Genomic DNA, 21992 nt, shown 5'->3' with positions numbered 1-21992 from the left:
CGCGTGATTTATGTGGTTTACAGAATATTCCTGCACTGGCGCGGTGCGGCCTTTTGCACGGTTTGCGTGCAGGCTGGAAAGATTATTCCTCAATATCAGCGAGTTGCGCCCTGTTCATACGGGTTGCCGCCTTTTCATCGCCTGGAACAAAAATTGCAAGATATGACGCAATGCAAAGGAGAGAACATATGAAAGCGATCGTTATCGGTGGCGGAATGGGCGGCATGACGGCGGCCCTCGCGCTGGAGCAACAGGGTTTTCAGACGGAAGTCTATGAGGCGGTAAAAACCATTCGGCCCGTCGGCGCTGCGATTTCGGTCTGGCCAAATGGCGTGAAATGCCTGAATTCGCTGGGCCTGAAAGACAAAGTCCGCGCGCTGGGCGGTAATATGGCCTTTATGGCCTATAAGGATGCATTGTCGGGTGAAACCCTGACACGGTTCAGTTTATCGCCGCTGGTGCAGCAGGTAGGTGAATTCCCCTATCCGATTGCCCGCGCCGAGTTGCAGGCCATGCTACTGGATGCATACGGCCGCGACAGAGTGCATTTTGGTAAACGTATCGTGCAGGTGGAACAGCACGCCACGGGCGTTGTCGCCACCTTCGAAGACAACAGCCAGGCTGAAGGCGATTTTCTGGTCGCGGCAGACGGCACGCACTCTGTTGTGCGGGACTATGTGCTGGGGGAAAAGCTGCCACGCCGTTACGCGGGCTATGTGAACTGGAACGGTCTGGTGAACATTGATGAGTCCATCGCGCCTGCGGACCAGTGGACAACCTTTGTAGGGGATGGCAAGCGCGTATCGTTAATGCCGGTAAGCGGAAACCGCTTTTACTTTTTCTTTGATGTCCCGCTGCCTGCGGGGCTGGAACAGGACCGCACTACCGCACGTGACGATTTGCGCCGCTATTTCAGCGGCTGGGCAGCCCCGGTGCAAAAACTGATTGCGGCCATTGATGTGGACACCACCAACCGGGTTGAAATTCACGATATCGAGCCGTTTCAGCGCTTCGTGAAAGGCCGGGTGGTGCTGCTTGGCGATGCCGCGCACAGCACCACGCCGGATATTGGTCAGGGCGGCTGTGCCGCGATGGAAGATGCCATTGTACTGGCTTCAGCCCTGGCTGCGCATTCGCTTGGCATCGAAGATGCGCTGCTGCGTTATCAGGCGCGCCGCGTTGACCGTGTCAAAGACCTGGTTCTGAAAGCGCGCAAGCGTTGTGATATCACGCATGCAAAAGATCCGGTGATGACGTCGGAGTGGTATCAGTCATTAAGAAATGAAACCGGCGAGCGCGTACTGGCGGGCTTGTGCGAGACCATTGAAGGCGGTCCGCTGGGGTAAAAAAAACAAAGGGCGGATTCTCCGCCCTTTGTTGCTCAGTCGGCCAGGCCGCGATTTTTTAACATCGGCTCAAGCTTCGGTTCGCCCCCGCGCCAGGCTTCATATAACGCTTTGAGATCACTGCTGTTGCCGCGAGACAGGATTTGCTGGCGGAAAATATCGCCATTTTTGCGCGTCAGCCCGCCGTTTTCGACGAACCACTGGTAGCCGTCATCCGCCAGCATCTGCGTCCAGATATAAGCGTAATAACCCGCGGCATAGCCACCGCCCCAGATGTGCTGGAAATAGCTGGAGCGATAGCGCGGCGGGACGGCCGCCATATCGAGATCATCACTGCGCAGCGCCTGTTGCTCGAATCCGTCAACAGACTGTACCGGCTGACCGCCATCCAGGCTGTGCCAGTGTAGGTCCAGCAACGCGGCGGCCAGCAGCTCGCTCATCTCGTAGCCTTTATTAAACTTGCCCGCCCTGATGATTTTTTCATGCAGCTCGGCGGGCATAGGCTCACCCGTCTGGTGATGGCGGGCATAATGACGAAACACCTGTGGCTCGCTGGCCCAGTGCTCGTTGATTTGTGAAGGGAATTCAACAAAATCACGTGGCGTTGCTGTGCCGGACAGGCTGGGATAACGCTGGCTGGCAAACAGGCCGTGCAACGTATGCCCGAACTCATGAAACAGGGTTATCACCTCATCCCAGCTCAGGAGCGCGGGTTCCCCCTCCGCGGGTTGCGTGTAGTTGCAGACGTTGTAAATCACGGGTTTGCTGTCGAGGAGCGTGGACTGATTAACAAAGTTGCTCATCCAGGCGCCACCGCCTTTACTGTCGCGTTTGAAGAAGTCCGTGTAAAACAGCGCAAGCCCACTCCCGTCAGCATCGAAAATTTCGTACACCTGTACATCCGGATGGTAAACCGGCAGATCGTGACGTTGCGCGAACGTAATACCATAAAGCTGCGTGGCCGCCCAGAAAACGCCCTGTTCCAGTACCGTGTTGAGCTCAAAATAGGGCTTGATCTGATTCTCATCTAAATCGTACTGCGCCCGCCTGACCTGCTCGGCGTAGAAATTCCAGTCCCAGGCGCTGAGGGTAAAATCCCCCTGCTGCTTGTCGATCGTTTGCTGAATCGCCGCGGCTTCGCGTTCGGCCCTTGCCCGGGCGGCAGGCACAATATTACGCATAAACGCCAGAGCGGCCTCGGGCGTTTTGGCCATCTGATCCTGCAGTTGCCAGGTCGCAAAACTGGCGAATCCTAACAACCTCGCCTGTTCGGCACGCACCTGTGACAGCCGAAGCACTAACTGTCGGGTATCGTTATCATCGTTTTTCTCACTGCGCGTCAGGGCCGCATAAAACAGGGCCTGGCGCGTTGCGCGCACCGTCAGCGATTGCAGCGCGGGCTGTTGCGTCGTGTTTTGCAGCACCAACAGCCACGCGTTTTCCAGACCGCGCGCCTTCGCGGCGGCCCTGGCGACGGCCAGATCGGACGCGCTCAGACCGGCTAACTGTTGCACATCCTCGACGACCAGACCGCCGGCCTTCGTGGCCGCCAGCAGCTTATTCGTGAACTGGGTACTGAGCCGCGCCGCCTCCTGATTCAGGGTTTTCAGTTGCTGTTTCTGCGCTTCGGGCAGATTGGCACCGGCAAGCTGAAAGCGCTGCCAGAGAATTTCTACCAGACGTCTGGATTCGGCATCCAGTTGGTTTCGTTGCACATAGACCTGATCGATGCGTGAAAACAGCGGACGATTCAGCATGATCTCATCATTAAGCGCGGTCAGTTGGGGCGTAATCTCTTCATCGATCTGTTGTAAATAGGGGCTGGTATTCGCCGAGGTCATGGCATTAAACACCAGGCTTACCCGGGTCAGCAGCTGGCCACTTTTCTCCAGCGCTTCACAGGTATTCTGGAACGTCGGGGCATCAGCGGATGTCGCAATAGCCAGGACTTCCTGACGTTTCTCTTCGATACCGGCCTGCAGCGCGGGCAAAAAGTCCGTTTCCTGAATCTGGTCAAACGGTGGCGTGTGATAAGGCAGACTGCTGACGCTAAAGAAAGGGTTTTGACGGGCGTTCATAGGCGCTCCTGATAGTCTACACAGTGTTTCATAGTGGCAGGTCGCCTCGGGCAGAACAACCTATCCGCGTTGTTGCTGGTACACCGCAATAATCTCACCCGCAATCGCCACGGCGATTTCGGCGGGCAGTTTCCCTTTTACATCGGGTAAGCCCACCGGGCAGCGCAGGCGCGCCAGCCGGACGTCGTCGATGCCTTTGCCGGCCAGACGATAGCGAAAGCGCTGGCTTTTTGTCTGCGAGCCAATGACGCCAGCGTAGTGGAAATCTCCCCGTTTGAGAATGGCTTCACAGAGCGTCAGATCCAACGGATGGTGGTGCGTCATCACGATATAATAGCTGCCAGCGGGTGCCTCAGCCACTGCGTCCAGCGGATCGTCAGGCTGCTGGATGCGCACCCCGGGCGGCACGGATAAAAAAATATTTTCCCGGCTGTCAATCCAGTTAATGTGACAGGGTAACGTTGCCAGCACATTCACCAGCGCCTGACCCACATGGCCCGCGCCAAATACCAGGATTTCCGGCTGTGCCTGCAACAGGGGTTCGAATAACATGGTGGTCATGCCGCCGCAGCACTGGCCCAGCCGTGCCCCCAGACTGAAATCCTCTGTGTGCGGGCTGGCCTGCCCGCTTTCCAGCAGTGCGCGGGCCTGCGCGATACACTGAAATTCCAGATGTCCGCCGCCAATTGTTAAAAAGGTTTCCTTCGCCGTCACCACCATTTTAGCGCCGCCGTCCCGGGGCACCGAGCCACGATCGCGCAGCACAGTGACCAGTACGCAAGGCTGGCGCGTTTCACGGAGATGGTGCAGGATGCTTATCCAGTCATGGAAAATCATCCGCGCCTCCCGGCCATACGCTGTACGCCCCAGAATACCCGCTCCGGCGTAGCAGGCGCGTCCAGCCCCGGATGTTGGCGATAGTCCGCGAGACTGGCGACCGCATCCTGTAATGCGCACCAGGCGGCGATCCCCAGCATAAAAGGCGGCTCGCCCACTGCCTTGGAATGGAATACCGTATCCTGCGGATTCTTACGGTTTTCGACCAGTGTGACGCGCATATCGGCGGGCACATCGCTTATTGCCGGAATTTTGTAGCTGGCCGGACCGTTCGTCATCAACTGGCCTTTGTCATTCCAGACCAGTTCCTCACAGGTCAGCCAGCCCAGCCCCTGCACGAAGCCGCCCTCGACCTGACCGATGTCAATGGCTGGATTCAGTGAGGCCCCGACATCATGCAGAATATCCGCCCGTAATAACCGGTATTCGCCCGTCAGCGTATCCACAATCACTTCGCAACAGGCGGCCCCGTAAGCGAAATAGTAAAACGGTTCGCCCCGACCAGCCTGACGATCGTAGTGGATGCCAGGCACGCGATAATATCCCGTCGCGGAGAGCGGCACCTGATTCAGCCAGGCAAGTTGGGCGACCTGAGCGAACGTGTAATAGTGATCGCCTGCGCGCACCACGCCGTTGTTGAAACTTACCGCCTCGGGGAGACAGTTATGCAGCGAACACAGCATAGTGCGCATGCGTTCACGCAGGATTTCCGCCGCATTTTGCGCCGCTTTGCCGTTCAGATCCGTACCACTGGAAGCCGCGGTCGGCGATGTATTGGGCACTTTGCCGGTGTCTGTGGCGGTGATCTGGATCTTATCGATATCGATTTGCAGCACCTGCGCGACAATCTGCGCCACTTTGGTATTGAGCCCCTGGCCCATTTCCGTTCCGCCGTGGTTGAGTTGTACTGTGCCATCGGTGTAGATCAGAATCAGCGCACCGGCCTGGTTGAGAAAACTTGAGGTGAAAGAAATCCCAAACTTCACCGGCGTCAGCGCAAGACCGCGTTTTAGCAGCGGACTGCTGGCGTTAAAGGCCGCGATAGCTTCCCGCCGCGCGTGGTAATCACTGCTGATTTCCAGCTGTTCCGTGATCTCATCCAGCAGATTATCTTTCACCTGCTGGTGGTAATGCGTGATATTGCGCTCGTGTTTACCGTAGTAGTTCCGTTTACGCAGCGTCAGCGGATCGATTCCGCGCTCGCGGGCGATATGGTCCATAATCTGCTCTATCGCCACCATGCCCTGCGGGCCGCCAAACCCGCGAAACGCAGTATTGGACGCGGTATTGGTGCGGCAGCGGTAACCGGTAATCCGCGCATCGCCGAGGTAGTACGCGTTATCGGCATGAAACATTGCCCGATCCACAATCGATCCGCTGAGATCCAGTGAGTAACCACAGTTACCTGCCAGATCGATTTTCACGCCACACAAGCGGCCGTCATCCTCAACCCCCACGTCGTAGCGCACAAAAAACGGATGCCGTTTGCCGGTAATACGCATGTCATCACGCCGCGCGAGGCGCATTTTCACGGCGCGCCCGGTCAGCCTGGCGGCGACAGCACACAGGCAGGCAACACCGGCGGCCTGGGTTTCCTTGCCGCCAAATCCGCCGCCCATACGCCGCATATCAATCGTGACCTTGTTCATGGTGATGCCCATGACTTCGGCCACCAGCTTTTGAATTTCAGTGGGGTTCTGCGTCGAACAAAAGACCTGCAATGCGTTGTCTTCGCCGGGAATCACCAGGGCGGTTTGCGTTTCCAGATAGAAATGCTCTTGTCCGCCAATGTGGAACGCCCCCTGAACCCGATGCGGCGCGCGCGCCAGTGCCGCCTCAACGTCACCGCGCTGATGAATATGGGGTTCCTGCACGAAGCTGCCCTGCTTCAGCGCGTCTTCGACATCCAGCAGCGCCGGAAGACTGGCGTACTCAATCATCGCCGCGTTAGCGCCCTGACGCGCCGCTTCGGGCGTTTCGGCCAGTACGGCAATCACAATCTGGCCCACATAGTGGACGATATCCTGTGCCAGAAGCGGATCGCCTGGCTGTAGGGGCCCGATATCATTGACGCCGGGCACATCCTGCCAGGTCAGTACGCGTACTACGCCCGGAACCGCGTAACAGGGTTGCAGATCGACACGTGTAATACGCGCATGCGCGTGGTCGCTCAGACGCGGACAAAGGTGCAGTAAGCCCGGCTGTTCTGCTTTATCATCAATATATTGCGCTTCACCGGAGACGTGTTTTTCCGCGCTTTCGTGTTTTTGACTACGTCCTACGCCCGTGGTCATATCGCTGGCGAACAGGACGGGTAACGCAGAATCAGGCAATGCCGGACGATTATGAGACATAGCGGCTTACCTCTGTGATGGCGAGTCCGTTTGAACGGTAAACATAACGACGCAACAGGTTACAGGCGACCTGCAGACGGTAATCTGCGCTGGCCCGGAAATCGCTCAGCGGCTGAAACGTCGCTTCCAGCGCCTGACAGGCTCTCGCCAGCGTTTCCGGCGATAAAGCGGCACCACACAGCGCCTGTTCACAGGCGACCGCACGAAGCGGCGTTGCCGCCATACCGCCGAATGCAATATGCGCACGCGTGACGATGCCGTTATCGGTATGAATATTAAAGGCGGCAAACACCGCTGAAATGTCATCATCCAACCGTTTTGAGACTTTCCAGGCCACGAAATCCGGTGACACTGTCACTTTAGGAATCAGAATGGTGTGAATAAACTCCCCTGGCCTTAGCACTGTCTGTCGGTAGCCCGTGAAAAAGCCATCGAGCGGCACGGTGCGTTGCGTGTCGCCGTGCTGCAGCAGTAGCGATGCATTAAGCGCCAGCAGCGTAGGCGAGGCATCACCAATCGGCGAAGCGTTCGCAAGGTTGCCGCCCAGCGTGCCGAGTTGACGAATTTGTAGCGAGGCAAAGCGCGTCAGCATTCCGGCAAAACCCGGAATGCGCGTCGCCATAAAATCGGCAATGTGCTCCAGCGACGCAGCGGCACCCAGTTGATAGTGTTTATCGTCCTCGCCGCAGGCTTTCAGTGCGTCAACCTGCCCCAGGGCAATCATTTTGGGGAGATGCTGGTCGCGCTGGGTAATCAGCAGGCTGAGATCGGTGCCGCCCGCCAGCAATGCGGCATCAGGATGGGCGATACAGCATTCGGCAAGCTGCTGCACGGTTTTCGGGATAAAACAGGTGCGACCGTTCTTTTCCAGCGTCTGGATAGCCTCGTGTGTCAGGTTCATCAGCTGTTCAGTCACCTGCTGTGCCTGACGATCAAAGCTGTCGGGCTGAACATCGCTCAGGCTTTGCTCGGCAGCCGCCATGATGGAACGGTAACCGGTACAGCGGCACAGGTTACCCGCCAGCGCATGTTCGGCCTGCTGACGATTCCACTCAGGCTGGTTTTTTTGCAGACTAAACAGCGACATGACAAAACCCGGCGTACAGAATCCACACTGCGAGCCATGGCAGTCCACCATCGCCTGCTGTACCGGATGCAGGCTTTTTCCCTGGCGTAAATCCTCAACCGTAATGAGTTGCTTACCCTGTAGCCCACTGACCAGCATCAGGCAACTGTTCACGGTCTGATAGGTGAGCTTCCCGTCTACGACACTGCCCAATGTGACGCTACACGCGCCGCAGTCGCCGGAGGCACAGCCCTCTTTGGTGCCGCAGCGACGCTGATGCGTACGCAAATACGACAGGACCGTCAGATTGGGATCGAGCTGCTCTTCTGTCACGGGACGGTCATTAAGCAGGAACTGAATCATGCGGCGTTCTCCTTTGCAGCGGATTGCCAGACGGGGCGACCGTTAACCCAGGTTTGTACGATATTTCTGTCATCGCCGAGCGTCATCAGCACAAACAGTTTTTCCCAGATATCTTTACTGTTTGCCATGCGTAACCTCTGCAAGGCGGACACGGCGGGATCGAGCACCACAAAGTCCGCTTCTTTGCCCGGGGCGAAGTTACCGATGTGTTTGTCGAGATCCAGCGCATGGGCGCCGCCCAGTGTGGCGTGATAAAACGCTTCTGCGGCGCTCAGTTTGTACTGCTGCAGTTGCCCCACTTTGTAGGCTTCTCCCAGCGTTTGCAGCATATTGAAGGTGGTGCCGGCGCCTACATCGGTGCCGATGCCCACGTTAACGCCCTGCTGCCAGCTCCGCTGGATATTGAACAGGCCGCTGCCCAGAAACAGATTTGAGGTGGGGCAAAATGCTATGGCGGAGTTCGTATCATGCAGGCACTGCCACTCCTGTGTTTCCAGATGCAGACAGTGCGCGAATACGCTGCGGCGCCCGGTCAGCTGATACTGATGATACACATCCAGATAACCGTTATGGTCAGGAAAAAGCTGCTTCACCCAGGCCACTTCGTGGGGGTTTTCGCTAAGGTGCGTATGAACCCAGACATCCGGGTGACGCTGGCGAAGCGCCTGAACTTTCTCCAGCAGCGCCGGAGAAGAGGTCGGAGCGAAACGCGGCGTCAGCGCATAATTAAGGCGGCCGCGCTCGTGCCAGCGCGCAATCAGCGCCTCCGTCTGGGCATAGCTCTCTTCTGGCGTTTCTGTCAGGTAGTCCGGGGCATTGCGATCCATCATCACTTTGCCTGCGATAATACGCATATTAAGCGCCTCGGCTGCGCTGAACAGCGCGTCTACCGACTGAGGGTGCACCGTGCCGAAAATCAACGCGCTGGTCGTGCCGTTCGCCAGTAACTGCTGCAGGAAAAATGCCGACATCTGCGCAGCATGATCCGGGCAGTGATACTGCGCTTCCACGGGAAAAGTGTACTGATTCAGCCACTCCAGCAGTTGCTCGCCAAAGGCACCGATCATTTCCGTTTGCGGATAATGAATATGGCAATCGACAAAGCCCGGGATGATCAGCTTACCGCGCAGGTCAATCATGCCGCCTGCATTCAGGCTGTCTGTGCTCTCCTGCCAGGGACGCAGATCGACAACACGCCCTTCACGCAGCGTCAGCACGCCATCGTCCAGATAGCGTGCCTGCGCCAGTATCGATTCGGGATCGTGTGCCACTGCGGCAAAATCGAAGAAGCTGGCGCGAATCGCCGCGTCCGTATATGTCAGCATAATGTTTCCTCTGCCGGGCGGGGTAAATGTCGCCCTGTGCCTTAACCCTGGTCTCTGTCTGAACATTTTGCAAGAGTCATGCCAGCCTTGCTTATAAAATAAAAACTTATATATCAGCAACTTAATCAAAAATATTCGTTGCGCAACGAAAAAACGTCTTAATACACGACGCAAACGGTTGCCATTCTTTCGCAATCGGTTGCCTGGATGATGATGGCCAAAATGCGCCCTGCCGGCCTGGCGCGTTTGCACAATAACGGGGCGGGCTGCACGAAAACGGCGCAGACCGTGGGCGACCGTGCACGTAAAATTCAGCGGACATCGCCAAAAATGCCGTGTTAAGGTGAAAGGAACACCATGAAACGGAATAAGGGAAACACGATGATTATTTTTGTTACGGGGGCAACGGCAGGGTTTGGTCAAAGCATTACCCGCCGGTTCATCGAAACAGGACACAAAGTGATCGCAAGCGGCCGTCGCGCAGAACGTCTGAAAGCGCTGAAAGACGCGTTGGGCGACAACCTGTATACGGTGCAACTGGATGTGCGCAACCGGGCCGCCATTGAAGAGGCAATTGCACACCTCCCTGCAGAATGGCGCGACATTGATGTGCTGGTCAATAACGCGGGTCTGGCATTAGGCATTGAACCGGCGCACCGGGCAGATGTGAATGACTGGGAAAATATGATCGACACCAACACGAAGGGGCTGGTGTATATGACGCGCGCCGTCTTGCCTGCGATGGTTGAGCGTAACGTCGGTCATATCATTAATATCGGGTCGATTGCCGGAAGCTGGCCCTATGCGGGCGGTAACGTGTATGGGGCCACCAAGGCCTTTGTCCGTCAGTTCAGCCTGAACCTGCGCACCGATTTGCACGGCACCGCCCTGCGCGTAACGGATATTGAGCCAGGCCTGGTTGGCGGCACCGAATTCTCTAACGTGCGCTTTAAAGGCGACGATGACAAGGCTGATAAGGTTTATGAGGGCGCGACGGCACTGACGCCGGAAGATGTGACTGAAGCGGTTTACTGGGTGGCAACCCTGCCTAAACACGTCAACATCAACACCCTGGAAATGATGCCCGTCAGCCAGACGCTGGCAGGCCTTAAAGTGCATAAACCCTGATTAAGAGGCCAGCCCTCGGGCTGGCTTTTTACGCTTTGCCCCAGCCCAGCACGATAATCAACATGCCGCTGAACGCAATCAGCGCACCACTCCAGTCCCAGATACTCAGCTTCACCCCGTCTACGATGCGCAACCAGACCAGCGCCGTGAGAACATAAACGCCGCCGTAAGCCGCGTATACGCGCCCACTTGCCGCCGGATGGAGCGTCAGCAGCCAGACAAACAGCGCGAGACTCAGTGCGGCAGGCACTAACAGCCAGGCCGACGCGCCCTTTTTCAGCCACAGCCAGGGCAAAAAACAGCCTGTGATCTCTGCCAGGGCGGTAATAAAAAACAGTAATGCAGTCTTGATCAGCACGTTAATCTCTCAGGCAGGTAAACGACATGCACACTGCTGGTGAGCATCTGAGCGGCAATGGTATACTATTGCGCACAGGCTGCAAAAGTTTACCCACAGGTAAGCCCGTGTTAACTGAAGGATATTACGATGAAAAAATTGCTTCCGGTTCTGATGGTGGCCCTGCTTTCTGTTACGGCATTTGGCGTGAGTGCAAACACCGATCGCCTGATAATTGAAAATGGCAGTAGCGCGCTGAATAATGAAGCGGCCCGTCAGAGTAAAGAGCAGTGGAATGACACGCACATGCTGCGCAATAAAGTGAACCGCCGGGTGGAAAAAGAGTTTGATAAAGCGGACCGCGCGTTTGATACCCGCGACAAGTGTGAGCAGAGCGCTAACCTGAACGCCTACTGGGAACCCAACACGTTGCGCTGTCTGGATCGCCGCACCGGTCGTCCGGTACTGCCGTAATTTTCAGCTATAGTAATGACTGACGCATGACAAAAGGAAAAGGTTATGAAGATGAAGCATGCATTACTGACAGTGACGTTTTTGGCATTCCCGCTGCTGGCGCAGGCCTCCTGTGAATCCGTAAAAGCGGATATCAGCCAGAAAATTATCCAGAACGGTGTGCCCGAATCAGGCTTTAGTCTGGATGTGGTGCCCAACGATCAGGCCGACCAGGCGGGCGGACAGGTTGTCGGTCATTGCGATAACGACACACAGAAAATCGTTTATAAAAAGCTGGGTCGCGATGACGGGGCGGCGGTCCCTGACAGCGCGGGTAGCTCGCAGGACACCTCAACGCAGTAACGCTCAGGGCGACATTGTCGCCCTTCTCTTTTTTTCGTTTTCTCTCCTGTTCCCGTCCGAATCGCACCCTGACGACTAAACGGTCCGGTATCAGTCGGCCTTTTGCGGCTGCTGACGCGGCATTTTTCCGGCGACCCACATCGCCGATAACGCGATAACCAACGCCACGATAAACACCCAGTGCAGTGAGGCAGCAATCGCCTGTAACAGGTGCTGCAGCTCATCCGGGGCCAACTGGTCGCGGGTTGTCTGCGACATAATTTGCTGCACCGGATCCTCTGCATGTGGCAACCGCCACTGCAGGTTGAGGTTTAGCACGGCGCCCATCACCGCCGTTCCCAGCGCGGAGCCAATCATACGGCTGAACATTACCGACGCCGTGCAAATACCGCGAATGCCATATTCGGCATGATTCTGCACAGACACCAGAAACGTCGTGCTGGTCATCCCCATGCCGGTGCCGATGAGGAATGAGGTGAAGCCCGCCTGCAGTAGCGAACTTTCTCTGTGTAACAGCAGCAGTAAGGCGCTGCCTGCAATTAACAATATTGCGCCCAGCTGGGCGGTAAAACGATAGGAAGTGAACAGCATCAGGCGGCCACTGACCGTACTGGCCAGCGGCCAGCCGATGGACATCATCGCCAGCGCGGTGCCGGCCTGAAGTGGCGAACCGCCCGTGACGCCCTGTATCCATGTCGGTAAAAACGCGCTGACGCCCATCATGGTCGCCCCAATCACCAGGTTGCCTATATTGCCGGCAATAATCAGCTTACTCTGCCAGAGACGCATCGGAAACAGGGGCGCCTGTGCCTGCTGTTCATGGCGGGTTAACTGCCAGCCGGCCAGCCCGCCCACAAGTAAAAACAACAGGAGCCAGTAGCCCAGTTGTTCTGCCTGTAACAGGGCAATCAGTACGGCGCTGATGCACAGCGTCAGCCAGCCACTGCCAATCAGATTCAGTGACGGGGCCGGCTGTTTCTGTGGATGTGTTGGCAGCAGGATGGCCAGCAACAGCATACTGATGATGCCAATCGGGACATTGACCCAGAAAATCACCGACCAGTTGAAGTGCTGGACCAGCCACGCGCCCGAGAGCGGCCCGACAATCGCCGCCACGCCCCAGACGCTGGACAGCCAGCCCTGCACGCTGGCCCGCTCACGGGGGGAATAGATATCGGCAACAATCGTGGACGTCAGCGGCATGATGGCCCCCGCGCCCAGGCCCTGAAAGGCGCGGAACACGATGAGCCAAAACATGCTGTGCGCAAAGCCGCATAACACCGACCCTGCCAAAAAAAGCGTGATGCCCAGAAACAGCATCCTCTTTCTGCCCCACAGATCCGCCAGGCGCCCATAAAGCGGTACGCTTATGGCCTGCGTCAGCAGGTAAACCGAAAATACCCAGCCAAACTGCGCAAAGCCCCCCAGCTCGGCGACAATTGTTGGCATCGCGGTGGCCACAATAGTGACTTCGATGGCAGCCATAAACATGGCGAGCATGCAGGCGAAAAGAATCCAGTTGCGGCGCAGCGGCGCGGAAGTGCTGTTGATCATGATGCTCCCTTTTTGCGTTCCCTAAGGCTAGCGCAAATCTGCGCGTCCAGGAATCAATTCAGTGCTTTTGTGACGTTGTCACCTAAATTGGGGCGAATCAGGTAGTTTCGCTGTTAAACCAGTTGTAGTAAGGGTTGCGGCGATTTTGCCCCCATGCTATCTCCATGATTTTACCGATAAAAGCTGGCGCGCTTCGCTTGACGTTGCTATAGGTTTAAAACTGCGTTGACTGTGATTAACGAAATTACGCAGAAATTCGCAAACGTTTTACACGTTTAACAATCGGCATGGTTTTGGACGCGGCGGCCCTTTTTGTGGCGTCTGTCATGTCGGTTCAGGGTTTGATAACAACAGATTGGTCTACAGGGAGAATCCGTATGCATAACGCTTCGCTGGCCAAACGTGCCGGTCTGGCGCTGCTTGCTGTGATAGCAGTGTTGGGCGCACTGGTTTGGGGGCTGGGCTGGGATACACTGGTCGCCCGCCGCGTTGATCTCATCTATCTTGGCCAACAGCACCTGTTTTTAGTGTTCTGGTCAATGCTGTTTGCCCTGCTGGTCGGTATTCCCAGTGGGATCCTGCTAAGCCGTCCCTTTGCCCGTCGCTGGGCAGAATATGTCATGCAAATCTTTAACGTGGGCAACACGTTGCCGCCGCTGGCCGTACTGGCGCTGGCCATGGTGGTGATCGGCATTGGCGATAAGCCGGCGCTGTTTGCCCTGTTCCTGGCCTCGCTGCTCCCCATTGTCCGCAACACCTATGCCGGACTGAGCGCCGTTCCGCCCTCACTGATTGAAGCCGCTAACGGTATCGGCATGACAAAATGGCAACGCCTGCGTCAGGTTGAGCTGCCGAATGCGCTGCCGGTCATTCTGGCAGGCGTGCGCATTGCGACAGCCATTAACGTTGGCACCGCCCCGCTGGCCTTCCTGATTGGTGCCAGCAGCTTTGGCGAGCTGATTTTTCCGGGGATTTACCTCAATGACTTCCCGGTCCTGATTCTGGGCGCGGTGGCAACGGCGTTAGTGGCCCTGATACTGGATATGTTGCTGGCGACGTTAGGCCGTTATCTGAGTCCGCACGCTGCGGCATAAAACAGGAGTTGATGATGCTTACGCGTTGGATTAAGCACTGTACGCTGGCCCTGACGGCGACGCTGGCGCTCAGCCAGAGCGTTCAGGCTGCCGCCCCGCTGGTGCTGGCGACGAAAAGTTTTACGGAACAACACATTCTTTCTGCCATGACCGTGATGTGGCTGCAAAAGAAAGGGTTTCAGGTTATCCCAAAACGCAACATTGCCACGACAATCAGTCGAAATGCCATGATTAACAAGCAAATCGACATGACGTGGGAATATACCGGTACCTCACTGATTATTTTCAACCATATCAACAAGCCCATGTCCTCACAGGAAGCTTACCAGACCGTTAAAAATCTGGATGGCAGGCTGGGGCTGATCTGGCTTAATCCAGCCCCGATGAACAACACCTATGCTTTTGCCATGCAGCGGACGCGGGCGGATAAAGAAGGTATTTCTACCCTGTCGCAACTGGTGGCCAAAATTGATCAGGTGCGCAAAACCGACCCGAAACATAACTGGCGACTGGGGCTGGATCTGGAGTTCTATGGCCGTTCGGATGGGATGAAGCCGCTGCAGAAGACCTACAACCTCACGCTGGACAGACCGCAAATTCGTCAGATGGACCCGGGGCTGGTGTACAACGCGATCCGCGACGGTTTTGTTGATGCGGGCTTGATTTACACCACGGATGGGCGCGTAAAAGGATTCGATCTCAAGGTGCTGCAAGATGATAAGCACTTCTTCCCCAGCTACAACGTGACGCCGGTCGTACGCAAAGATGTGCTGGAGAGCCATCCCGGTCTTGAGGCGGCGCTGAATCAGCTTTCACCGCTGATTACGGATGAGGCCATCACCGAGATGAACAAGCGCGTGGATATCGATCATCAGTCACCGGAACAGGTGGCGCGCGATTTCCTTCAATACAAAAACATGCTGTAAGGAGGCATCGTGGATACCCTTCATTACATCATTGATAACTGGAATAACCTGCTCACGCTGACCTGGCAGCATACCTGGCTGGTGCTGGTCGCTGTGGGCTGCGCCATTCTGGCCGGCGTGCCGCTGGGCATTTTAATTGTCCGCATTAAATGGCTGGCCACGCCGGTACTGGGCATCGCCACCATCGTGTTGACCATTCCGACCATCGCCCTGTTTGGTCTGATGATCCCGCTGTTTTCGCTGATCGGTCAGGGAATCGGTGCGGTGCCTGCCATCACGGCGGTGTTCCTGTATTCCCTGCTGCCGATTGTACGTAATACCCATACCGCGCTGGAAAACCTGCCGGATGGCTTGCGTGAGGCCGGTCGGGGCATTGGGATGACGTTCTGGCAGCGTCTGCGCTGGGTTGAGATCCCCATGGCCCTGCCCGTCATTTTTGGCGGTATCCGCACCGCCGTCGTGATGAATGTCGGCGTTATGGCCATCGCGGCGGTGATCGGTGCGGGCGGACTTGGCCTGCTCCTGCTTGATGGCATCAGCGGAAGTGACGTGCGCATGCTGATTGCCGGCGCACTGATGATTTGCCTGCTGGCAATTGTTCTTGACTGGCTGCTGCACCGTTTGCAGCTGGCGCTGACTCCTAAGGGAATTCGATAATGATAAAACTTGAAAATCTGACGAAAACCTTCAGCCAGAAAAATGGCACGCTGATGAAAGCGGTGGACAATGTAAGTCTTGAGGTGCCGGCGGGCGAAATGTGCGTACTGCTGGGCCCTTCTGGCTGTGGGAAAACGACCACACTGAAAATGATTAACCGCCTGATTCCGGCCACCAGCGGACGTATTCTCATCAACGGTGAGGACACCAGCACCCAGGACACGACCACGCTGCGCCGCAATATTGGCTACGTTATTCAGCAAATTGGTTTGTTTCCTAACATGACGATTGAGGAAAACATTACCGTCGTGCCGCGCATGCTGGGCTGGGACAAAAAACAGTGCCGCGAGCGGGCCACCGAATTAATGAGCATGGTGGCACTGGATCCCACGAAATTTCTGCATCGCTATCCGCGTGAAATGTCGGGCGGGCAACAGCAGCGTATTGGCGTTATTCGCGCGCTGGCGGCGGATCCGCCGGTTTTGCTGATGGATGAACCTTTTGGTGCGGTGGACCCGATTAACCGTGAAGTCATCCAGAATGAGTTCCTGGATATGCAGCGTCAGTTAAAGAAAACGGTCATGCTGGTCAGCCACGATATTGACGAGGCGCTGAAACTTGGCGATCGCATCGCCGTATTTGGCCAGGGCAAAATCGTGCAGTGCGCCAGCCCGGACGAATTACTGGCGACGCCAGCGAATGATTTTGTCGGGTCGTTTGTCGGTCAGGACCGCACTCTGAAACGTCTGCTGCTGGTGCAGGCGGGTGATGTGACCGATCAGCAACCGACCATCACGGTAAAACGTTCGACGCCACTGATGGATGCGTTCAGCACTATGGACGATAACGATATGCGTTCCATTACCGTCGTGGACGACGATGGTAAACCGCTCGGATTTGTTAAACGTCGCGAGGCGCGTAGCGCCAGCGGTCGCTGTGAGGATATCCTGCACACCTTCCGGGTAACCGGCAAAGCCGAGGAGAACCTGCGCGTGGTGCTGTCAAAGCTGTATGAACACAACACGGTGTGGATGCCGATTGTGGATGAAGAAGGCCGTTACAGCGGGGAAATTTCGCAGGATTATATCGCGGACTACCTCAGTTCCGGCCGTACGCGTCGCCGTCTGAATCCCTGAAAAATCAGGGCCGCACCCCGGTTGCGGCCCTTTTCCATCGAGCGGGTTTCGTGTTTCGCATCCTGTGTCACTGTCTTTCTTATTAGCGTGTGTTTTCAGATGAAGGGCGTCAGGCTATTTTCGCCTTTGCAACCGGCAGCTTGTCGGCATCGAGCAGGGAGATATCCAGGTAGCGGGACACATCACGCTGCTCAACACGCGGCAAATAGGGCAACTCACCCAACAGCGGCGCAGGAAGCTTGTCACGCAGGACTGAAATGATCTCCGCATAGTGCGCCAGCCCCGGATTGATCCGGTTTGCCACCCAGCCTGCCAGCGGTAAGCCATCACCCAGAATAGCCTCAGCCGTCAGCAACGCATGGCTGATGCAGCCCGTTTTAATCCCCACGACCAGGATCACCGGCAACTGTTGTTCCACCACCCAGGCCGATAACGGCTGGGCATCATTCATCAGGCTGCGCCAGCCTCCTGTGCCCTCAACCACGACGCGATCGGCCAGTTGATGCAGGTTCTTTAACCCCTGACTGATTCGCGCATAGTTAACCTCACAAGGCGGATAACCCCCGATTTCTTCTTTTTCGAAAATAACGGGATTCACAGCCTGATAAGGCAACGTCATGGACGAGGCGCTTTGTAAAAACAACGCATCTTTATTTCTCAGGCCCTCTTCCGTTTTGACACCACAACGGGCAACAGGCTTGTAGCCTGCGGCACTGAAACCGGCCTGAATAAAACTCTGTAACAGGGCGCGCGACACAACGGTTTTTCCCACTTCGGTATCTGTTCCCGCAATAAATAGCGTTTTCACTCGACGTCTCCTTCACCAGCGGTTTCGACTCATCGGCGATGAGTCTTTCGTGCGAACAGACATTCTAAGGAAGGAAAAGCACAGGCAGATTGCGTTAGCGCAAGGTTAGTGTTGCTTAACCTTGTAGTAACTTCACTAACAGGTAACCGCTATAGAGCGAATCTTTAATGAGCGCCGCCGCACCGAGTGTGCCAGGCTCAGTAAACTCAGTAGGTGCAAGCTGAATGCCTGCGCTGTAAGCCGGTAACGACTGCTGATGAATGGTGTTTTGTACCGCCGGGAACAGGATGTCCGCCGCCTGATTTAGCGGTGAACCGATAAGAATATGTTGAGGATTGAAGATATTTACCATCATGCCAAGCAGCCTGCCCACATGATGCCCTACCGTGGCGATGGCATCGCGGGCCAGCCTATCACCCGCCTGGGCCGCCTCACAGACCGCCTCCAGCGTTAAGGTTTGATGATGTAACAGGCTGTCGGGCTGTCCCGGCAGACGCTGAGCAACAAGGGCCAGCAGACTGCCGGTACTGGCCACCGTTTCCAGGCAGCCATGATTCCCGCAGTAACATTGCTGACCATAGGGATCGACCTGCGTATGGCCCACTTCGACCAGCGCACGTCCGCTTTTGTGCAGTAACTGTCCGTCCGTGATCACGCCCGCCCCCACGGTTTCATCAATGACAATCTGAATGACATCCTGCGCACCGCGCGATGCGCCAAACAGGGATTCTGCCAATGTCCAGGCCGAGATATCATGCTGGATAAACACCGGCAGGCCGGTTCGGGCCGCCAGGGTGCTGCCCAGTGGCATATCATGGCAGGTATAACCGGGTAACCGGTGCACCACGCCTGATGCGACGTTGATCAGCCCCGGCAACGTGATAGCAATGGCGGTCAGCCTTTCCAGCCGCTTTTGATGGCGGATAAAAAACGCATCAACATGGTCGGTCAGTGTGGTCAGTAAGGATTGGGTGGGATCATCCGGGAGGGGCAAATGGTCTTCAACCAGCGCCCTGCTGCTCAAATCGCGAAGCGTCAGGGTTAATGTGCCACGGTGCAGGCGAAGGGCCAGGTAGTGCCAGGCCTCCGTGTCCAGAATTAACCCGATAGCGGGACGACCACGCGCGCCCGGATCCTGGAATTCGGTTTCCTGAACCAAATGGGCATCCAGCATTTCCCGGACAATTTTGGTAATACTGGCTGGGGCTAACTGGGCGCGCCTGGACAATTCAATGCGCGAGACGGGGCCATGCTGATCAATTAATCGGTAAACGACGCCAGCATTGATTTGTTTAATTTGGTCAATATGGCCAGGTTGGCTGTCCGAACTCACACCCTGCTCCGGTTATTTTCGCGCTTCTAAATAAATATCCGCTATGGTGCGGCAGATTCACCTTTTGCGGCAAATATTTGCTTAGATATGTGATTTATCACACATAATTTTTCCGCCTTTAGCGAGAGTGTTCGTTTTCCCGCCGCAACAGCGCCATCATATGGGCCATCTGCGCGCTCATTTCCCGTTGCGCAGACCAGACCAGCCACATTTCCGAAAGTGCATCCGGTTCCTCAAGCGGCAGCCAGACGACATTCGTCAGGCGGGCATGGCTGAACGATGCCGGTAAAATAGACACGCCTAAACCGGTCGCGACCAGACCGAGAATTGTCATCGCCTCGCCCACTTCCTGAGTGATATAGGGTTTGATCTGATAGCGTTGCAGTAAATCGAGTATTTCGCTGTAAAGCGCCGTTCCCACCTGCGGATCGAAAAAGACAAAAGGCTCACTGGCCAGCGCCTGTAAAGAAATCTTCCCGGCGGACGCCAGCGGATGGGCTTTGTGCACCACCGCGCATAGCGGCTCCTGTAACAGGAGTTGATGATGCAGATCCGCAGGCAGCGGCGTGTTGCGCATCACACCCAAATCGAGTTTCCCTTCATGGAGCGGCGTCAGCTGCTGCCGGGTATTGATTTCCTGCATCTGAACATGAACATCAGGCCAGCGCTGGCGAAACAGGTAGAGCGCATCCGAGACGACACCAATAAAAGCGGCAGAGGAGGTAAAGCCAATGCGCAGTTCCCCTTCTTCTCCCCGATGTAGTCGTGCCGCACGCTGGGTCGCCTGCTCAACCTGCAACAGAATGGCGCGCGCATCCTGCAAAAATTGTTGCCCGGCCGGCGTGAGCTGCACGCTGCGGTTGGTGCGGTTAAACAGCTGCGCCCCGGTTTCTGCCTCAAGGTGCATGATTTGCTGACTGAGCGGCGGCTGAGAAATATGCAGCCGCTGCGCCGCGCGGCCAAAATGCAGCTCTTCTGCAACGGCAATAAAATAACGCAGGTGACGCAGCTCGATATTCATAGGTTAAAAATATTATTTGAGATTATTAATATATTAGACAACCTAATCCGCTTTTCCTAGCCTTACGTTATTCGTTGTTTTTACTCATAAGGATTACTGTGAATCGCTCTTCATCGGCTGTCGCCCTGGACAGAAATGTGGCGCAGCAGCCTGCATCACCTTCTCAGGCGTGGATCGTGCGCGGCACTCCGCCCTTTATGCGCGTGACACTGGCGCTGTTTTCGGCCGGGCTGGCCACCTTTGCCCTGCTGTATTGTGTGCAGCCGCTGCTGCCGGTCCTCTCTGCACAGTTTGGCGTGTCACCGGCCGCCAGCAGTATTTCCCTTTCAGTCTCCACCGCGACACTGGCGCTGGGCTTACTGATTACCGGCCCCTTGTCCGATGCTGTCGGTCGCAAATCTGTCATGGTCACCGCGCTGATGCTGGCTTCCGTCTGCACGCTGATTTCGGCCACCATGACAAGCTGGCACGGCATTCTGCTGATGCGGGCGCTTATTGGCCTGTCGCTCAGCGGTGTAGCGGCCGTCGGGATGACTTATCTCAGTGAAGAAATCCATCCCAGCGTAGTCGCCTTTTCGATGGGGCTGTATATCAGCGGAAATTCGATTGGCGGGATGAGCGGTCGCCTGATCAGCGGCGTATTAACCGACTTTTTCTCCTGGCGCGTCGCCATTGCCGCCATTGGCTGTTTTGCCCTGGCGGCCGCCCTGATGTTCTGGAAAATTTTGCCCGCCTCGCGGCATTTTCACCCGACATCCCTGCGCCCCCGCCATCTGGCCATTAACTTTCGCCTGCACTGGCGCGACGCGGGCCTGCCCTTGCTGTTCGCGGAAGGCTTACTGCTGATGGGGGCGTTCGTCACCCTGTTTAACTATATCGGCTATCGGCTGCTGGGTGCGCCGTGGCATTTAAGCCAGGCCGTGGTGGGACTGCTGTCCGTGGTTTACCTGACCGGTTCGTGGAGTTCGCCCAAAGCCGGCGCGTTAACCAGTCGATATGGCCGGGGGCCGGTGATGCTGGGCGCAACGCTTATCATGCTTACGGGCCTGCTCCTGACCGCCTTTCATGCCTTGGTTCTGATCTTTATTGGGATGATGCTGTTCAGTGCTGGCTTTTTCGCCGCACACTCCGTGGCCAGCGGCTGGATTGGGCCACGCGCGCGTCGCGCAAAAGGTCAGGCGTCTTCACTGTATCTGTTCAGTTATTATGTGGGGTCCAGCGTGGCGGGTACGGCAGGGGGCTTTTTCTGGCATCAGTTTGGCTGGCCGGGCATAACCGTGTTTATCTCTACCCTGCTGCTGCTGGCTCTGGCGGTCGCGTGGCGGCTGCATCAACGCAAACTCTAGCAAAACTTAACAAATTTTCCGGGCACAATGCGGCCCGGAAAATCCGCTGTACAAGAATTGTCCGTATTATCAGTATCATTGCTAACTACCGGTGTTTCCCCGCTATAATCGGTTTAATCCCAAAGATTAATGCCATCTTTGAATTCACTGTTAGGGGAGACCTCATGGCGCATTACTATTACGTCAATAAACAATCCGGTTACAACGATAACCACGTGGTACACGCCAAAGGCTGTCGCTACCTTCCGGGTCTGGAAGACCGACTGTTTCTGGGCACGTTTTACTCTGCAACAGCGGCTATACAGCAGGCCCGAAAATATTATGCCAGCGCATTAGGCTGCGACGACTGTTGCCCGGTTATGTCTGCTCAAACCCCACCCCTGCATGACAGCGTTGGACTGAAGCACGGTATCGATTTCTGATCACAGCGCATGCCTTTGCGATCCCATTCAGCCGCGTTTTTCCCG

Annotated in this window: 20 protein-coding genes; 10 read left to right on the top strand and 10 right to left on the bottom strand. The window is 56.2% G+C overall.

Annotated features, from left to right (window positions below):
• The first annotated feature begins 188 nt into the window (after positions 1–188).
• On the top strand, positions 189–1346 hold the full coding sequence (gene hpxO / locus RAC60_RS01550; protein WP_039340296.1) for an FAD-dependent urate hydroxylase HpxO: 1158 nt from the start codon (positions 189–191) through the stop codon (positions 1344–1346).
• 35 nt (positions 1347–1381) lie between these two features.
• On the opposite strand, the gene dcp is transcribed toward hpxO, so the two are convergent.
• The 5 genes from dcp to guaD are packed head-to-tail and all read right to left on the bottom strand — an operon-like array spanning position 1382 to position 9369.
• On the bottom strand, positions 1382–3424 hold the full coding sequence (gene dcp, locus RAC60_RS01545) for a peptidyl-dipeptidase Dcp (protein ID WP_375092472.1): 2043 nt from the start codon (positions 3422–3424) through the stop codon (positions 1382–1384).
• Positions 3425–3484: 60 nt separating this feature from the next.
• Positions 3485–4261 carry a xanthine dehydrogenase accessory protein XdhC gene (gene xdhC, locus RAC60_RS01540; protein ID WP_375092471.1) on the bottom strand — a complete coding sequence of 259 codons (777 nt, stop codon included), beginning with the start codon at positions 4259–4261 and terminating at the stop codon, positions 3485–3487.
• A complete protein-coding gene (gene xdhB, locus RAC60_RS01535) occupies positions 4258–6615 on the bottom strand; it encodes a xanthine dehydrogenase molybdopterin binding subunit (protein ID WP_375092470.1) in 2358 nt (785 codons plus the stop codon). The genes xdhC and xdhB overlap by 4 nt, the downstream gene beginning before the upstream one ends.
• Positions 6605–8044, bottom strand: coding sequence for a xanthine dehydrogenase small subunit (gene xdhA / locus RAC60_RS01530; protein ID WP_185199414.1), 1440 nt, complete (start codon positions 8042–8044; stop codon positions 6605–6607). Before xdhA ends, xdhB begins: the two co-directional genes overlap by 11 nt.
• Positions 8041–9369, bottom strand: a complete 1329-nt coding sequence (gene guaD, locus RAC60_RS01525; RefSeq protein ID WP_110267476.1) for a guanine deaminase — start codon at positions 9367–9369, stop codon at positions 8041–8043. The genes xdhA and guaD overlap by 4 nt, the downstream gene beginning before the upstream one ends.
• A 381-nt stretch (positions 9370–9750) precedes the next feature.
• Here guaD and ydfG point away from each other — a divergent pair, with 381 nt between their 5' ends.
• The gene (ydfG, locus tag RAC60_RS01520; RefSeq protein ID WP_033742210.1) at positions 9751–10497 is read left to right on the top strand and encodes a bifunctional NADP-dependent 3-hydroxy acid dehydrogenase/3-hydroxypropionate dehydrogenase YdfG; all 747 of its coding nucleotides are present in this window, start codon (positions 9751–9753) and stop codon (positions 10495–10497) included.
• A gap of 28 nt (positions 10498–10525) precedes the next feature.
• Here the strand turns inward: ydfG and RAC60_RS01515 are convergent, their stop codons facing one another.
• On the bottom strand, positions 10526–10852 hold the full coding sequence (locus RAC60_RS01515; RefSeq protein WP_058702016.1) for a YnfA family protein: 327 nt from the start codon (positions 10850–10852) through the stop codon (positions 10526–10528).
• A gap of 132 nt (positions 10853–10984) precedes the next feature.
• Between RAC60_RS01515 and RAC60_RS01510 the strand changes: the two genes are divergently transcribed.
• Both RAC60_RS01510 and RAC60_RS01505 read left to right on the top strand, forming a co-directional pair.
• Positions 10985–11308, top strand: a complete 324-nt coding sequence (locus RAC60_RS01510) for a DUF1283 family protein (protein ID WP_006119218.1) — start codon at positions 10985–10987, stop codon at positions 11306–11308.
• Positions 11309–11353: 45 nt separating this feature from the next.
• Entirely contained in the window at positions 11354–11650 is a 297-nt protein-coding gene (locus RAC60_RS01505; protein ID WP_033741733.1) for a DUF1161 domain-containing protein, read from the top strand.
• Between the two features lie 90 nt (positions 11651–11740).
• On the opposite strand, the gene RAC60_RS01500 is transcribed toward RAC60_RS01505, so the two are convergent.
• Positions 11741–13204, bottom strand: coding sequence for an MDR family MFS transporter (locus RAC60_RS01500; protein WP_375092469.1), 1464 nt, complete (start codon positions 13202–13204; stop codon positions 11741–11743).
• Positions 13205–13581: 377 nt separating this feature from the next.
• Here RAC60_RS01500 and RAC60_RS01495 point away from each other — a divergent pair, with 377 nt between their 5' ends.
• The 4 genes from RAC60_RS01495 to osmV are packed head-to-tail and all read left to right on the top strand — an operon-like array spanning position 13582 to position 17017.
• On the top strand, positions 13582–14298 hold the full coding sequence (locus RAC60_RS01495; protein WP_006119222.1) for an ABC transporter permease: 717 nt from the start codon (positions 13582–13584) through the stop codon (positions 14296–14298).
• 14 nt (positions 14299–14312) lie between these two features.
• Positions 14313–15224 carry a glycine betaine ABC transporter substrate-binding protein gene (locus RAC60_RS01490; protein ID WP_375092669.1) on the top strand — a complete coding sequence of 304 codons (912 nt, stop codon included), beginning with the start codon at positions 14313–14315 and terminating at the stop codon, positions 15222–15224.
• A 9-nt stretch (positions 15225–15233) separates the two neighbouring features.
• Positions 15234–15881: an osmoprotectant ABC transporter permease OsmW gene (gene osmW, locus RAC60_RS01485; protein WP_006119224.1), complete on the top strand. Its 648-nt coding sequence runs from the start codon at positions 15234–15236 to the stop codon at positions 15879–15881.
• A complete protein-coding gene (gene osmV, locus RAC60_RS01480; protein ID WP_039340279.1) occupies positions 15881–17017 on the top strand; it encodes an osmoprotectant ABC transporter ATP-binding protein OsmV in 1137 nt (378 codons plus the stop codon). Before osmW ends, osmV begins: the two co-directional genes overlap by 1 nt.
• Positions 17018–17126: 109 nt before the next feature.
• Here osmV and bioD read toward each other — a convergent pair whose 3' ends face one another.
• The 3 genes from bioD to RAC60_RS01465 all read right to left on the bottom strand — a co-directional run bounded on the left by bioD (position 17127) and on the right by RAC60_RS01465 (position 20179).
• A complete protein-coding gene (gene bioD / locus RAC60_RS01475) occupies positions 17127–17825 on the bottom strand; it encodes a dethiobiotin synthase (RefSeq protein ID WP_054633728.1) in 699 nt (232 codons plus the stop codon).
• A gap of 115 nt (positions 17826–17940) precedes the next feature.
• Positions 17941–19158, bottom strand: coding sequence for an ROK family transcriptional regulator (locus RAC60_RS01470; protein WP_033741739.1), 1218 nt, complete (start codon positions 19156–19158; stop codon positions 17941–17943).
• A gap of 118 nt (positions 19159–19276) precedes the next feature.
• Complete coding sequence (locus RAC60_RS01465; RefSeq protein WP_110267472.1) at positions 19277–20179, bottom strand: LysR family transcriptional regulator; 903 nt, start codon at positions 20177–20179, stop codon at positions 19277–19279.
• Between the two features lie 98 nt (positions 20180–20277).
• Between RAC60_RS01465 and RAC60_RS01460 the strand changes: the two genes are divergently transcribed.
• Together RAC60_RS01460 and RAC60_RS01455 are read left to right on the top strand one after the other, a co-directional pair.
• The gene (locus RAC60_RS01460; protein WP_006119230.1) at positions 20278–21525 is read left to right on the top strand and encodes an MFS transporter; all 1248 of its coding nucleotides are present in this window, start codon (positions 20278–20280) and stop codon (positions 21523–21525) included.
• Positions 21526–21689: 164 nt separating this feature from the next.
• Complete coding sequence (locus RAC60_RS01455) at positions 21690–21947, top strand: hypothetical protein (RefSeq protein ID WP_033741742.1); 258 nt, start codon at positions 21690–21692, stop codon at positions 21945–21947.
• Positions 21948–21992: the final 45 nt, after the last annotated feature.

Origin of the sequence: Pantoea sp. BR_17 (assembly GCF_041955125.1) — a bacterium.
In the GTDB taxonomy this organism is placed as follows: Bacteria; Pseudomonadota; Gammaproteobacteria; order Enterobacterales; family Enterobacteriaceae; genus Pantoea; species Pantoea stewartii.
The sequence above is the reverse complement of the archived record's forward strand: the minus strand, read 5'-3'. Positions and strand labels throughout refer to the sequence as shown.

What these genes read in the sequence shown, in the direction of transcription:
- hpxO (WP_039340296.1), top strand. Translation starts at nt 189, where the DNA reads ATGAAAGCGATCGTTATCGGTGGCGGAATGGGCGGCATGACGGCGGCC.
- dcp (WP_375092472.1), bottom strand. Translation starts at nt 3,424, where the DNA reads ATGAACGCCCGTCAAAACCCTTTCTTTAGCGTCAGCAGTCTGCCTTAT.
- xdhC (WP_375092471.1), bottom strand. Translation starts at nt 4,261, where the DNA reads ATGATTTTCCATGACTGGATAAGCATCCTGCACCATCTCCGTGAAACG.
- xdhB (WP_375092470.1), bottom strand. Translation starts at nt 6,615, where the DNA reads ATGTCTCATAATCGTCCGGCATTGCCTGATTCTGCGTTACCCGTCCTG.
- xdhA (WP_185199414.1), bottom strand. Translation starts at nt 8,044, where the DNA reads ATGATTCAGTTCCTGCTTAATGACCGTCCCGTGACAGAAGAGCAGCTC.
- guaD (WP_110267476.1), bottom strand. Translation starts at nt 9,369, where the DNA reads ATGCTGACATATACGGACGCGGCGATTCGCGCCAGCTTCTTCGATTTT.
- ydfG (WP_033742210.1), top strand. Translation starts at nt 9,751, where the DNA reads ATGATTATTTTTGTTACGGGGGCAACGGCAGGGTTTGGTCAAAGCATT.
- RAC60_RS01510 (WP_006119218.1), top strand. Translation starts at nt 10,985, where the DNA reads ATGAAAAAATTGCTTCCGGTTCTGATGGTGGCCCTGCTTTCTGTTACG.
- RAC60_RS01505 (WP_033741733.1), top strand. Translation starts at nt 11,354, where the DNA reads ATGAAGATGAAGCATGCATTACTGACAGTGACGTTTTTGGCATTCCCG.
- RAC60_RS01500 (WP_375092469.1), bottom strand. Translation starts at nt 13,204, where the DNA reads ATGATCAACAGCACTTCCGCGCCGCTGCGCCGCAACTGGATTCTTTTC.
- RAC60_RS01495 (WP_006119222.1), top strand. Translation starts at nt 13,582, where the DNA reads ATGCATAACGCTTCGCTGGCCAAACGTGCCGGTCTGGCGCTGCTTGCT.
- RAC60_RS01490 (WP_375092669.1), top strand. Translation starts at nt 14,313, where the DNA reads ATGCTTACGCGTTGGATTAAGCACTGTACGCTGGCCCTGACGGCGACG.
- osmV (WP_039340279.1), top strand. Translation starts at nt 15,881, where the DNA reads ATGATAAAACTTGAAAATCTGACGAAAACCTTCAGCCAGAAAAATGGC.
- RAC60_RS01465 (WP_110267472.1), bottom strand. Translation starts at nt 20,179, where the DNA reads ATGAATATCGAGCTGCGTCACCTGCGTTATTTTATTGCCGTTGCAGAA.
- RAC60_RS01455 (WP_033741742.1), top strand. Translation starts at nt 21,690, where the DNA reads ATGGCGCATTACTATTACGTCAATAAACAATCCGGTTACAACGATAAC.